12 protein-coding genes and 6 pseudogenes are annotated in these 12682 nt (G+C 55.3%); 11 read left to right on the forward strand and 7 right to left on the reverse strand.

All coding sequences use genetic code 11. The annotated features are described in order from the left end of the window. Positions 1 to 3: 3 nt before the first annotated feature. Positions 4 to 240 carry a hypothetical protein gene (locus tag ASC97_RS35645; protein ID WP_244481575.1) on the reverse strand — a complete coding sequence of 79 codons (237 nt, stop codon included), beginning with the start codon at positions 238 to 240 and terminating at the stop codon, positions 4 to 6. Here ASC97_RS35645 and ASC97_RS23970 point away from each other — a divergent pair. The 3 genes and pseudogenes from ASC97_RS23970 to ASC97_RS33420 all read left to right on the forward strand — a co-directional run bounded on the left by ASC97_RS23970 (position 134) and on the right by ASC97_RS33420 (position 3482). Next, positions 134 to 967, forward strand: a complete 834-nt coding sequence (locus ASC97_RS23970) for a DMT family transporter (RefSeq protein WP_244481572.1) — start codon at positions 134 to 136, stop codon at positions 965 to 967. The genes ASC97_RS35645 and ASC97_RS23970 overlap by 107 nt on opposite strands. Before the next feature lie 97 nt (positions 968 to 1064). Further along, positions 1065 to 2468 (forward strand): M20/M25/M40 family metallo-hydrolase, encoded by a 1404-nt coding sequence (locus tag ASC97_RS23975; RefSeq protein ID WP_082530134.1) that lies wholly within the window; start codon positions 1065 to 1067, stop codon positions 2466 to 2468. Between the two features lie 660 nt (positions 2469 to 3128). Further along, positions 3129 to 3482: pseudogene (locus ASC97_RS33420) on the forward strand (hypothetical protein). A 58-nt stretch (positions 3483 to 3540) separates the two neighbouring features. Here ASC97_RS33420 and ASC97_RS23980 read toward each other — a convergent pair. Beyond that, on the reverse strand, positions 3541 to 4455 hold the full coding sequence (locus ASC97_RS23980) for a LysR family transcriptional regulator (protein WP_057470847.1): 915 nt from the start codon (positions 4453 to 4455) through the stop codon (positions 3541 to 3543). A 461-nt stretch (positions 4456 to 4916) separates the two neighbouring features. On the opposite strand from ASC97_RS23980, the gene ASC97_RS23985 reads away from it, so the two are divergent. Then, positions 4917 to 5675, forward strand: a complete 759-nt coding sequence (locus ASC97_RS23985) for an SDR family NAD(P)-dependent oxidoreductase (RefSeq protein WP_057470848.1) — start codon at positions 4917 to 4919, stop codon at positions 5673 to 5675. A 139-nt stretch (positions 5676 to 5814) separates the two neighbouring features. Next, positions 5815 to 6051: pseudogene (locus ASC97_RS23990) on the forward strand (transposase); the annotation flags it as partial. Positions 6052 to 6738: 687 nt separating this feature from the next. Here ASC97_RS23990 and ASC97_RS23995 read toward each other — a convergent pair. Beyond that, entirely contained in the window at positions 6739 to 7137 is a 399-nt protein-coding gene (locus ASC97_RS23995) for a DUF2000 domain-containing protein (RefSeq protein WP_274534173.1), read from the reverse strand. Between the two features lie 163 nt (positions 7138 to 7300). After that, a protein-coding gene (locus tag ASC97_RS24000; RefSeq protein WP_200959537.1) for an IS3 family transposase occupies positions 7301 to 8400 on the reverse strand; the annotation gives its coding sequence in 2 pieces (ribosomal slippage) (positions 7301 to 8142 and positions 8142 to 8400; 1101 coding nt in all). A gap of 203 nt (positions 8401 to 8603) precedes the next feature. On the opposite strand from ASC97_RS24000, the gene ASC97_RS24010 reads away from it, so the two are divergent. The 5 genes and pseudogenes from ASC97_RS24010 (at position 8604) to ASC97_RS36350 (ending at position 10848) form a co-directional block, all read left to right on the forward strand. Further along, positions 8604 to 9077, forward strand: coding sequence for an Lrp/AsnC family transcriptional regulator (locus tag ASC97_RS24010; RefSeq protein WP_200959538.1), 474 nt, complete (start codon positions 8604 to 8606; stop codon positions 9075 to 9077). A gap of 156 nt (positions 9078 to 9233) precedes the next feature. Further along, positions 9234 to 9333, forward strand: a pseudogene (locus ASC97_RS35655) (IS6 family transposase); the annotation flags it as partial. 24 nt (positions 9334 to 9357) lie between these two features. Then, positions 9358 to 9597: pseudogene (locus tag ASC97_RS35660) on the forward strand (transposase); the annotation flags it as partial. Positions 9598 to 9818: 221 nt separating this feature from the next. Beyond that, positions 9819 to 10069, forward strand: a pseudogene (locus tag ASC97_RS35665) (ISL3 family transposase); the annotation flags it as partial. A 362-nt stretch (positions 10070 to 10431) separates the two neighbouring features. After that, on the forward strand, positions 10432 to 10848 hold the full coding sequence (locus ASC97_RS36350) for a transposase (protein ID WP_162246715.1): 417 nt from the start codon (positions 10432 to 10434) through the stop codon (positions 10846 to 10848). Here ASC97_RS36350 and ASC97_RS35675 read toward each other — a convergent pair. After that, complete coding sequence (locus ASC97_RS35675) at positions 10820 to 11308, reverse strand: NmrA family NAD(P)-binding protein (protein ID WP_338012540.1); 489 nt, start codon at positions 11306 to 11308, stop codon at positions 10820 to 10822. The genes ASC97_RS36350 and ASC97_RS35675 overlap by 29 nt on opposite strands. Then, positions 11217 to 11612 (reverse strand): NmrA family NAD(P)-binding protein, encoded by a 396-nt coding sequence (locus ASC97_RS35680; protein ID WP_244481574.1) that lies wholly within the window; start codon positions 11610 to 11612, stop codon positions 11217 to 11219. Before ASC97_RS35680 ends, ASC97_RS35675 begins: the two co-directional genes overlap by 92 nt. A 23-nt stretch (positions 11613 to 11635) precedes the next feature. Here ASC97_RS35680 and ASC97_RS24035 point away from each other — a divergent pair, with 23 nt between their 5' ends. Continuing rightward, positions 11636 to 12067, forward strand: coding sequence for a winged helix-turn-helix transcriptional regulator (locus ASC97_RS24035; protein WP_057470858.1), 432 nt, complete (start codon positions 11636 to 11638; stop codon positions 12065 to 12067). A 158-nt stretch (positions 12068 to 12225) separates the two neighbouring features. Here ASC97_RS24035 and ASC97_RS34255 read toward each other — a convergent pair. Continuing rightward, a pseudogene (locus ASC97_RS34255) lies at positions 12226 to 12297 on the reverse strand (IS6 family transposase); the annotation flags it as partial. Positions 12298 to 12682 lie beyond the last annotated feature (385 nt).

The following is a 12682-nucleotide window of genomic DNA, read 5'->3' on the forward strand; positions in this document are numbered from 1 at the left end:
GCTCTATGTCAAGGCTGAAATCTGTTCTACTCTCATCGTCATGATCCACACCCGCGCTACATTCATGCCATCCCTAGCCATTGCCACGACAATACTTGTCTGGGCGACAGCGTTCCCCGCAATCAAGCTCGCGCTGACCGAACTGGAGCCATTGCCATTGGCGTCAATCCGCTTTGCGATAGCTGCATTGCTGGCCGTGATATGGTTGATCTGGAAACGACCCGCCCGAATGCCCTTCAATGACACCCTCCTATGTGCAGTTTGCGGGATCATCGGGGGGGCGGGATACAGCGTACTCCTGAATTTCGGTGAACAAACCGTAGCAGCTGGCGCCGCGAGTTTCCTCATCAAGACCGAGTCCCTTTGGATGGCGACATTTGCAGTCCTGCTTCTCAAGGAAAGATTTTCAGCCCTGGCATGGGGCGGGACTGCCCTGTGCATTATTGGGATCGCTTTGATAGCAAGCGCACAGTCGGGAGGATTGAGTTGGAGTTCGGGAGCCACTTTTGTGCTGGCGGCAGCATTGTGCTCGGCGGGTGGCTTTACGATGCAACGCCGAATGGTTGCACGCTATGGAGCACTCCATGTGGCCGCAATCATGTTTATCGCAGGGGCTGTCGCCTTGCTTCCGTGGTTGCCGCGGGCCCTGGCCGAAACGGGCAGTGCCTCCCTCGAGGTGCGCGGCTGGAGCTTTTTTCTGGGTGTGTTTCCAACGGCCATCGGCCTTGTCTGCTGGGCCTACGCGCTTGGGCACTTTGGCGTGGCCCGTGCCGGAAATTTTCTCTACCTAATTGCGCCCCTTGCCACATTGATTGCCTGGATTGTTGCGGGCGAAACACCTAAGCCAAGCACAATCCTCGGCGGGCTTCTGATCCTTACCGGAGTCATTATCGTCAACGCACGCGCGAAGAAAGCCACGCCCGCAACAGCTGCTATCAGCGAAGCACCTTTGGGTGCAGGCAAATAGCGATTACCTGACACAGTCCCCGCCCAGAATTACTCGATCACTGTCTTGGCAGTTCTGACCCGTTCTCCTTTCATCAAATAGACAATGGACAGGCAACATGGCTGAACGGGAAGCTCTAGCGAACTCGCTTCATATTGCCCAAAGTCATCATGAGGATGGAATCGACCGGCTTTTTGAATTCCTCCGCATTGCATCGGTGTCGTCGCAGAAGGAACGGGCTCACGACTGCATGGAAGCTGCGGTCTGGTTGCTTGAAGAATTGATCTCCATCGGTTTCAAAGGATCCCTTATGGAGACCACGGGCTTCCCCATTGTTCTGGCAAAATGGCCGAGCACGACGCTGCATGCACCTCATGTTCTGTTCTACTGCCACTATGACGTGCAGCCCGCAGGACCGCTTGAACAATGGACCTCGCCCCCATTCGATCCGCATCTTGAGCGAGGAAGCACCGGCAAGGAACAGATTGTCGCGAGAGGAGCAAGCGACGACAAAGGGCAGTTGATGACGTTCATTGAGGCCTGCCGATCCATCATCCATGCCACAGGGAATTTGCCGGTCAACTTGACCATCGTTGCTGAAGGGGAGGAAGAAGTCGGTTCACCATCACTATCGGCATTTCTTTCCAAACATGCATCGCTGTTAAGGTCGGATGTTGCATTTGTTTGCGATGGCGAAATGTGGGACCCCGTAACGCCAGCGATTGCCACGTCCTTGCGAGGTATTTTATCGGAGGAAGTCACCATCACAGGTGCAGAAGCAGACCTTCATTCCGGCTTGTATGGCGGCGCCGTTGCCAACCCGTTAAACATCCTATCCAAATTGCTCGCGTCTATGCACGACGGCGACCTGCGCGTAACGATCCCGGGTTTTTATGAACAGGTTGCAGAGCCGGGCAAGGATCGGCTCGAGACCTGGAACAAGCTCGAGTTCGATGAAGATGATTTCTTTGCCGAAGCCGGACGCCCGGTGAAATTTGGCGAATCTCAAAGGACAACATTGGAGCGCATTTGGGCCCGTCCGACAGCCGATATAGTGAGTATCTCTGGAGGATATACCGCCGAAAATTTCCGAACCAGCATCCCTTCACAAGCGAAAGCGATCGTCTCGTTTCGGCTCGTGGGTGATCAGAGTCCCGCCACCATTCGGCAAGCCTTTCAGAATTTTTGCTGTTCGCACCTGCCAGTAGGGATGCAAGTGAGTTACAAATCACTCGGTGAGGCTATGCCCTATGCGACAACTTCTGGCACACCGCTGTTTGATAAGGTTGAACGAGCATTACAAGATGAGTGGCTCAAAAAGCCGGCTTTGATTGGTTCTGGTGGATCTATTCCAGCTGTTGTCACTTTCAAAGAAATTCTTGGAATAGATGCGCTGCTGATCGGTTTTGGCTTGGTGGATGACGGAGCCCACTCACCAAACGAAAAACTTGCATGTGAAAACTACAAGCGCGGAATACGTAGCTGGATTCGAATAATAATGGCATTGGGTGAAACTGCATGAATATCGGGGAAAGCCGTCACGCTCGTGCCGCCGGAGGGACTGGCGGGATGGGCGAGCTCCGCAACGCAAGACCCGCGGCCGCCAAGCACGGTATTCCGTTCTCACTCTTGAAACGTTGTTGACGCTTGGTTACGCCTTCGAGGCGGCCCGCTGCATGTGGTCGTTGATAGCGCTGGGCAGTGTGGCTGGAGCGGAAATATGGAGCTAGATCACGTCGCGACTTACGCACGGTGCATCTGGCATTAGATGCCAAGAGTGGAGCTATCATTGCCCATGGGCTTTTGACCAGAACAGGGGGTTCCTCTCCAGGTGGCGTCATAGAGGCGACCGAGCCTATGACAGCGTCGATCCCGGGCCCAATGGGTGGCGCGAAATTACTTTACGTCGACCTCTTCACTGATCGAGCCGCGGCTGCGCCTAGATTTTGATCATCGCCGACGACGCTGACAACTGCTCGAACAATCTCGCCTGCATCCACTCGCTCCCCGGCAGCAACGTACCGCTCTCGCCAACGCCCAAGGCCGGGTGCCTCGGCCCTTCGGCGACCTGCGGCGAAGGCGTAGAGATCATATGATTGCTCGCATAAACCTGAACTACAAGCGAGCGATGCACTAACGCAAACCCTCTAAATTTGAAACCGGTTCAGTTGACTTAGGGATATTGCCGCTCGATATCGCGCTGCGCCGTAATGACCGGGACTGGTTCGAGCATCGGCCAGAAGAGGTCGAGTCGCAAATCGAAAAGAAGATCTACTACGGCCATTTTCTATGCCAGTAAAAAAGGCATCGATCCGTTGAGCCTCAAGGCGAGGTGCGGGTTCTGCTCGACGCCCGCGGCGCAGAATACCCTGCGGAACACAACGTGGGCCATATCTATCGGGCAAAACCCGCCTTGGCTTCTCATTACACATCGCTCGATCCGACCAATACTTTCAATCCAGGGATTGGAAAGACGTCGCGTGAGCGAATTCACGTCGAAAATTGCGATTGCTCCAGGCTGTGGCCGGGGGCTTGAATTAGCCCAGCCGTAAAACGGATTTGCGGCGCTGAGCCGCTCGAAATGGCCGTTTCTGCTAATCGGCTTGGGTCGCCTGATTCGTAAAATGGTAAAAAACGATGGCGGCGGAGGGCGACAAAGCCCGGTCCTTTAATTTCACGATCCCAAACTCGGGTAGAGTGATGTCAGGGCCCGTCGGGACGGCACGCAGCATTCCGTGTCGATCCAATAAATCGGCTACTGGCCTCGCAAAGATGCCGATCATCCCAGACCCCATTACCAATGCAATCATGAGAAGCAAGGACGGCGTCGAAATAATATTGCCTCGTGGAATATTATGGAGCGTTGCAAACTCATCAATGGCCCTGCGAAGATAGGATCCCTCTGGCTCAAGCACCCAATCGTAGCCTGCCAGATCTTCGATAGGCACGTATGTACGCTCGGCAAGCGGATGGCCACGGCCGACGACGAGCTTGAGTGGATCGTGGCCCAGATAATGGTAATCAAACATCCCCGGGTTAAAATCGTCCGTAATGCGACAGATGGCGAAATCGAGCCGCCTTGACAGGACACTCTCCAATAATTCCGCGCTGCTGGCGACATCGGCTTTTATGTCCAGTCTTGGATGGGTGGCGAACACGCGCCGCAACGTCGGTGCGACAATCTCCGCCGCGGCAGTCATAATGCTTCCGAAAGTCACGACGCCGCCGTGACCCGCTGCGACAGAGCGCATCTCGAACTCGGCGCGCCGAGTGTCTGCAAGCACGATTTTGGCATGGCGAATGACGATCTCGCCTTGCGGAGTAATGACCATCCCCCGCCGGTGGCGTTCAAACAGCTTCTGCCCGACCATATTCTCCAAATCGGAAAGCGTCCTAGAAAATGCAGGTTGGGAAACGCCGAACAACTCGGCAACCATCCCCAGTTTCCCGTGTTCGCTTAGGGCCAGCAGCATTTTCATGTGCCGCACTTTCAGATTGTCCAAACTCATACAACCTCCTTCGGATACCGATTTAGTTATGGCAGACTGCAATTTCTCGATTTTACTGCGTTTGTGAAATGCGATATTTGCATTTTTATACCAACGTGGACAAAGGAAAACTCACGAATACGCCCGACCGATGATGAGCGGTTGGTTCAACGGCAAAAGGACGGGATCACGGACGATATCTGGCAGGCAAGAGAAATGACTGCGCGTGGCGAGGTTCGACCGCGAAGGCTTTCTCAAGCTTTTCGCGTCCGCGTCACCTTCGACGGTTTCTGCAACACCAGGGGCCCGGCATCGACGATGAACAGGCGTTGGGAGGCAGCCCCAAGATGCACTGCCGGCGCTGTTCTTGAAAACACCGTAGGCTACTAGCGCATTTCCCAGACGATGGGAATTCCACGAGATAATCACTGGCGACGCGGCAGTTCGCTCGCCCTCGAACCGATTTCTGAAGGAATAGAATTATGGACAAGCTTGCTATTGTTACCGGTGGCAGCACTGGCATCGGCGCACATGTCGTCGAAGCATTTTCGCTCGCGGGATTTAAGGTGGCGTTCAGCTTTCTATCGAGCAGGGAAGCTGCCGACGCCTTAGTCAGTGGTTTGACTACTCGTAGCGGTTACGTCGCTGGTTTCGAATGTGATGTGGGATTCAGCGGTGAAGTCTCGCTGTTTTACGACGAGGCAGTCAAATGGGCAGGCACAGAGCCTCATGTTCTCGTCAACAATGCCGCAGTTCAGACATGGTCGCCACTGCTCGACCTCGAAGAGGATTCCTGGGACAAGGTTATCAGGACAAATCTTAAGGGGACTTTTCTGAATACCAAGGAGGCCGCCCGGCGCATGATCGCCGCAGGCATAAAGGGAAGCATAGTCAATATCGGTTCAGGCTGTAACAAGCTGGGATTCCCGAACCTTGTTGATTATACGGCCTCGAAGGGAGGCATCGAGCAATTTACCAAGGTCGCGGCTATCGAACTCGGACCACATGGTATTCGTGTGAATTGCATAGCACCCGGCTCCGTAGCCACGGAACGCACGAATCGTGAATCGCCCGACTACGGCGCAACATGGTCGAAGATCACACCATTAAGACGCGTTGGCACTCCGGAAGATATTGCGGGTCCAGTCTTGTTTCTGACAACTGAACAATCTTCTTTCATAACCGGGCAGACAATCTGGGTCGACGGCGGTCTCTTCTCCCAACCCAACTGGCCTTATTAGCACACGGATTTGGAACTGGAATATCGAGGGCGCCTTCCCGGGGCTCGGTACTCCCTCAACGCCGGCTCTTGCAAATGCGTGGGACGGATTCGGCTCGTCGACCTCTTCTAGCAAGCCGTGGCAGACCAGCAGGTCCTTCTCCGGGGCATGGACCGGCCGCGCCTTCATCCGCGGCGGCCGGGCCAATGTCCGGCAGCCCTATACATGCCGGCACTCGTCGCCATGCGCTTCAATCCCGATCTCAAAGCAAAATACGACCAACTAAACGCGGCCGGAAAAGCACCCAAGGTTGCCATCACAGCAATTATGCGACAACTCATAGTCCTGGCAAATACGCTGCAAGCAGGGCAGAAAATGGGTGCCATCCTTTACTTGACCAACGCAGATACTCTGGCTCGGGAATCGTCCACGATCGAAGGGGTGTCCTAAGCGATACCGCTGGATAATAGTCCAACAGGGGGTCTTTGTGCTCTCCCAGACGCCGAAGCTCGAGCGGGCGGCAGTGAGCCGTATGCGCCGCCCCCTTCCCCACTACGCAACATAGAGATCGCCAGCCGTATCAAAGGCCATGCCGAGCAGAGAAACGAAACCGTCCCAGAGTTTTCAGGGGCGGCTAGTTTGGCCTATGTAGCGTCCGGAGCCAAGAGCGGGACGCGGGAAGAGGACGACAGCGCAAGCCGCTCCTATGGCTTCGCCGCCTGCTCGGGATCCTTGTTAAACGTCCGGGACAGGTCTCCTTGGGCGTTGTTCGATCAGCGCCCGATAACGTGACAACTCCCCGGCCCCGTAGGTCAACAGCGAGCCACTCTTCAATCGCGGCTTTGGGAAACAGCGATAATGAAGATGGTTCCTCTTCAGCGAGTGCCGGGCTCACCGAGCGCCATCTACGGATATACCCTTTTGGCGAGCTAAGTCGCCGCACCATGCGAGGTGTTGGACGCGCGCATGTGTCATAGTCGCAATAGCGGGCGCAGGGACTCCTCGAATTTTGCCTAGACCCGCGGAACCAGCTCATGCCAACGCCTCTTGGGCTTTGATAGATAACTTGGAAGCGCGAGGTCTCTCACCGCAACAGTTTGAGTGATCCAGTGAGCGATTTGACCCATTTCGATGGGCCAGCGATGCCAAGACCATCGATGACTTCCTCGACCAAGTCATGGCCCGGAAAAACAGCTTCATAGTCTGCATAGTCGTGTAGCGATCGCGCGAAAGAAGGGAATGGAACCACCATGCGATCATCTGCCTGAGAAATAGCTTTCAACAACAGGCGTGCGATTTCCTCAGTTGTAGCCTGAAGGATAGGCACCGGTCGGTTAGAGCTGACATCGATCGTGCGACCCCTCAGATCGGTTAGCCTGCCTCCGCCGAGACTGGGTAGTTTTGCCCCGAGCCCGATTGAAACCGCGCCAATAGTGTTTGCCATAAGTCCGATTGGCAAATGAGGATTAACAATGATTGCAATATAGAGGTGGCTCGGTTTGTCTGAACAGCTTCGGGCGTTTCGCTAAGTGGATTTCCGCCTCGATTATGCCGCCACCATCATTGGTGCCAGCGCGTTGAAGTCAGAGGTGGCTCGGTTTGTCTGAACAGCTTCGGGCGTTTCGCTAAGTGGATTTCCGCCTCGATTATGCCGCCACCATCATTGGTGCCAGCGCGTTGAAGTAGGCCTGATCCGGCGTCTGCCGGTCAAGGGATGAATGTGGGCGTCGGCTATTGTAAAAGGTCAGATATCGGCCAATGCCGACGCGGGCTTCGGACACGGTCTTGTAGGCGTGGAGGTAGACCTCCTCGTATTTGATCGAACGCCAAAGGCGTTCCACGAAGACATTGTCCCGCCAAGCGCCCTTGCCATCCATCGAGATGGCGATTTCGGCTTTCTTCAACACTGCCGTGAAGTCCATCGAGGTGAACTGCGATCCCTGGTCAGTATTGAATATGTCGGGTTTGCCGTAACGGGCCAGCGCTTCCTCGACTGCTTCGATGCAGAAGGCTGCTTCCATCGTGATCGACAGCCGCCACGACAGAACAAAGCCGCGTGCCATCGGAATATATGTCAGGTCCATTGCCCACACCTGGTTGGGTCGGGTGACCGCCAGCTTTCGCAGGAGGTAGGGATAAATCTTGTGCCCAGGCGCTGGTTTGGAGGTGTTCGGCCGACGGTAAATCGCTTCGATGCCCATCTTCTTCATCAGCGTGGCGACATGAAGCCGCCCGGTTTCCAGCCCTTCTCCTCTCAAAAGCCCCTGCAACATACGACTTCCGGCAAATGGGTAATCCAGATGCAGCTCGTCGATCCGCCGCATCAAGGCCAGATCGCCGTCGGACACTGGACGCGGTAGATAATAGACGCTTCCACGGCTGAAGCCGAGAAGCTTCGCCTGGCGTGCGACCGACAATTTGTGCTCGCGGTCGATCATTTCTTTCCGCCCAGCAATCCCGCCTTGCCGAGCGCACCGGATAAAAAATCGTTCTCCAGTGTCAGTTCGCCGATCTTGGCGTGCAGCGTTTTGACATCGACGGTCGGACCCGTTGGCTCCGCCTTCGTTTCATCGCCGAACACACCCGTCGCCCCCTCAAGGAGCTGGTCTTTCCACTGTTTGATCTGGTTGGCATGCACATCGAACTGCTGGGACAATTCCACCAGCGTCTGCTCACCTCGGATGGCGGCGAGCGCCACCTTTGCCTTGAAAGCCGGGCTGTGGTTCCGGCGCGGTCGTCTCGTCATGGTATCTCCTGTTCCCGGCATCTAAGMTTTCCCGAGCCAGCTTTTATGAACTTTTTCTTTCACATTTCCACCTGAAGCTGGAACGACGACAGCGAAGAGATTAGTCGATCTTGGCCGGTCAATCCTGTCTATTTCACCTCACGGTAACCTTTTTTTGGTATGGTCTGCCTCCTATTTTGTGTTTATAGGAAGGTTGCACCATCTTGGAACTTGAAGCGATTGACAAGCGAATCCTCCGCGCATTGCAAGAGGATGGTCGCTTAACCAACCAATCATTAGCTGCTGAAGTTGGCCTTTCCGCCTCACCATGCTGGCGCCGTGTCCGACAGTTAGAGGATCGCGGTGTCATCAAGGGCTACAAGGCCACACTAGACCGACGTGAAATCGGTCTTGGTGTTTTAGCCTTCGTGCGGATCAAAATCGACAGTCACAGCGAGGCAGAGGCCGACGAATTCTCCCACGGCATCACGAAGCTCGCGGAGGTCGTGGCGTGCTATTCGATAGCTGGAGATGCGGACTTTATGCTGCACGTTGTCGCACGCGACTTGGATACATATGCAGATTTCGCAATGACTGTCATCCGACGGTTGCCGCGGATTAAAGAAATGCAGACGACCTTTGTGCTAAAGGAGATTAAGCCATTCAACGGCTTTCCACTTGATTTTATCAAGACATAATTGAAGCCGGACGGATGGAGAGAATTGCGAGTGGGACAAACCCCTCAGATTGCTGGTTCGATCCCTTATGTCTCGCGCTCGCCACGCAAGAGCGATCACCGCGTGTGCCGTCCCGTTGACTGTGAATTGTAAGCACCTCGCTTTCCGCCACAGGTTATCGCTGGCAGTCTGGCTGCATTTCCGGTTTCGGCTTAGCATGCGATTGGTCGAGGAGATGCTGCTGGAACGCGGCATCTTGGTTTCCTATGAAACCATGGCCGATAGGGCCGGAAATTCAGCCCGAACAGTCCTGGACATTGTTGAAGGCCGGAGCGTGGTAAGCGTTGCACGATGGTTGAAGCGGCACCCGTCTATTGAGGTCGTCAGCAGAGATCGATCGGGCTCTACGCGCAGGCCGCTCGTGAAGGTGCCCCACAAGCGACTCAGGTGGCAGACCGCTCTCATCTCATCCGCAATCTTCGTCTTGCTATCGAGGAACAGATGAGCCTCTCCGGCCGAGCTACAGGCCGGGCACTGCTACCAGACGAGGACATGGAGAACGATCCCGACGATCGGGCTTTGCATTAGGGGACGCCTGAGACTCCTTGGCGCAATCAGCTTCGTCGGGCGCATCGACAGTCTCGGAAGGATGTGTTCGAAACAGTACACGCCTTGAGCAAAGAAGGCCTGACNCCCAGAAGCGGCAGACCGCATAGTCCCGACGATCGGGCTTTGCATTAGGGGACGCCTGAGACTCCTTGGCGCAATCAGCTTCGTCGGGCGCATCGACAGTCTCGGAAGGATGTGTTCGAAACAGTACACGCCTTGAGCAAAGAAGGCCTGACCTGCTCGGACATTGCACGTGGCACAGGATATGGCCGACGAAGCATCACGAAATGGCTGACGTTCGAAATCCCACCCGATCGACGCAGGGGCACGCTACAGCCGACATCTCCTCTATACTTCGAAGCGTTCCTCACCCAGTGTTGGAAGGATGGCAACCGCCGTGGTCGNCCACCCGATCGACGCAGGGGCACGCTACAGCCGACATCTCCTCTATACTTCGAAGCGTTCCTCACCCAGTGTTGGAAGGATGGCAACCGCCGTGGTCGACATTTGTTCCATGACCTCAAGCACCGAGGATACACCGGCAGCTTTTCTAATCTTGAACGTCTCCTGGCAACATGGCACCGTGCCGAGAGGTCGGAAACGGATGAGGATAAGGATGATGCGGCGTCGGCTCGAACTGGGCTCTCGGACAGAGTACCTGGCAATTTGCCTGTCCGTGATCCGCAAACCGGTCATTTGATATCACCCATTGTCGCCGCTACTCTTTGCATCAAGCCGCGCGGCGCACTGACAATCAATCAGTCATTTGATATCACCCATTGTCGCCGCTACTCTYTGCATCAAGCCGCGCGGCGCACTGACAATCAATCAGGCGCGGAAAGTCGATGCCCTCAAACAGGGATCACGGACGTTTGCTGTATTGCGCAGCTTCGCCATGCGATTTCGCGGCATATTTCGTGGCCGAACGTCGGCGAAACTTGACCAATGGATCGAGGATGCCATTCATTCTGGGTTTGCCTTCTTAGCCCGTTTTGCCCGTGTACTTCGCCGTGACATCGACGCAGTCTGTAACGCCATCGACATGCCTTGGAGCAACGGTCAGGCAGAAGGCCAGATAAACCGACTGAAGACCATCAAGCGCGCAATGTACGGCAGGGCGGGATCAGAGCTTCTCAGAGCGCGGATGATGCCAATCAAATTGACCGATCTCCATACAAATTGAGGAAGACCCCGGCAAAGCCGGAATATGTGATCGGGCGGCGGGTGGCTTCTGTAAAAATTTCTTCCAGCTCGCGGCCGGTGATGGTATCGCTGGCCAGTCTTACGGTCCTCCCACCGAACCGCATTTTGTCCGCGAAGATCACCGCTGCGAATTTCCCAATATCGTCCACCGCGACGAGTTGCATTGACTGATCCGGTCTTGGAAAGAATACATAACGACCCTCGTTCAGTTCGAAACCGGGCCTCGCAAGCATCTCCATAAAGATCACGGGCCTGACAACGGTCGCAGTTACTGGCAGCGCGCGGATGTGTGCCTCGATACGAGGCTTGGCGTCGAAACGCGGTACACCGGTCGGCTTCTCTCCTACACTAGCCCCCGAGGAATAAACGAGATGTGCGACGCCACTCTCGGCAGCCAGATTCGCGATAGCAGTCCCAAAATTGACTTCCTCGTCGTGCAGTTGGCAAAACGCTAAAAACGCCGTGTGTGTCTTTCATCGCGACACGTACGGCGTCGATGTCAGCGAACGACCCCTCCACGAGTTCGACGCCGCTGTTGCGGAGCTTGATTGATTTGGGTGAAGAAGGATCGCGTACCAGTGCGCGTACCGTCCAACCCGCCTTCAATAATGCAGTGGCTACCGATCCGCCCTGCTGGCCTGTCGCACCAGATACCAAGATCGGAAGTCTATCGTTCGTTATATGAAGACCCTCGTGTTGAACGAAGGCAATCCATACGAATGGAGGGCTGACGGAAGACAGCACATTTTTCAGCCTCGAGCGCAAGGATGATACCCTTGAAAAAATCTATTCACGTCAGGTCTGATGAGCGGGCACACGATGATCACGAGTTCAGACCGATTCCTTCGAATGGTATATGCACGCGTCTCGGCGACAAATGGACGGTCCAGGTCATTTGGCGCCTATCCGTTGCTAGTGGGCGTCGGCTCCGATCTTCCGCGCTTTGGAAGGAGATCGACGGGATCACCCAGCGGATGCCGACGCTGACGGTGCGCAACCTGGAGCGTGACGGCTTGGTGATGCGACATTACTTTCCCGAAGTTCCACCACGAGTAGAATACGAGTTGACGGAGATGGGAGCCGGCATCTTGCGTGCCCTTCAAGATATCAATTTCTGGCTTCGCGACAACTTGTCCCGTGTTGAGGAAAGCCGGCGCGCTTACGACGAGGCCGAGCTCGAGATCTCCCGGCGGCTTTAGGTTTAACGCGGCTTTCGCCAACAAACTGATCCTAAGTGAAAGCGTTGGCTAGCCGAAGGCGCCCCTCCTCTGCATTCAACATTAGCCAGAAAGCTGGAGTTTCGCATTCGAGTTGTCTTCGGATGATGTCCCCATTTGGCGCTTCGGCGGCACGGTCCATAGCGGCAATACCATCGCACCGCCCACAAAATCACTTCACCCTGAAAATGGCGCCAGTTGAAATCGCTCATCAAAGTCTCGCTGAAAGTCTTCGGCGCTCTTTCGGACATCAACGGGATTTTTGCATGTATGGATGCCCCCGTTGGTGCAAGTAGTTTTTTGAACGGCTCGGGTGTGTGATCGGGTGCGGTCATGTATCAGGCCTCTCGATGCGGCGCTGATAGGACCGCGGGCCGGTATGGCGATGCGCGGATTAGAGGCATATCAACAGATCGAGCTCATTGGCTCCTGCAAAAATACTGCGTTCTCTAACCCGGATCTGGTCGATCCTTTGCCCTTACTGTCCAGTGACCTCCTCTATAGCGCGGCGATCTGGATGAGAGGCGCGCGACAATCTGGATGAGAATCCTGTGTGTCGCTGGCTGGGTGAGTTTATCTGTTTGATTGACGCTCGCA

It is taken from the genome of Rhizobium sp. Root1203 (genome assembly GCF_001424945.1).
Classification (GTDB): domain Bacteria; phylum Pseudomonadota; class Alphaproteobacteria; order Rhizobiales; family Rhizobiaceae; genus Rhizobium.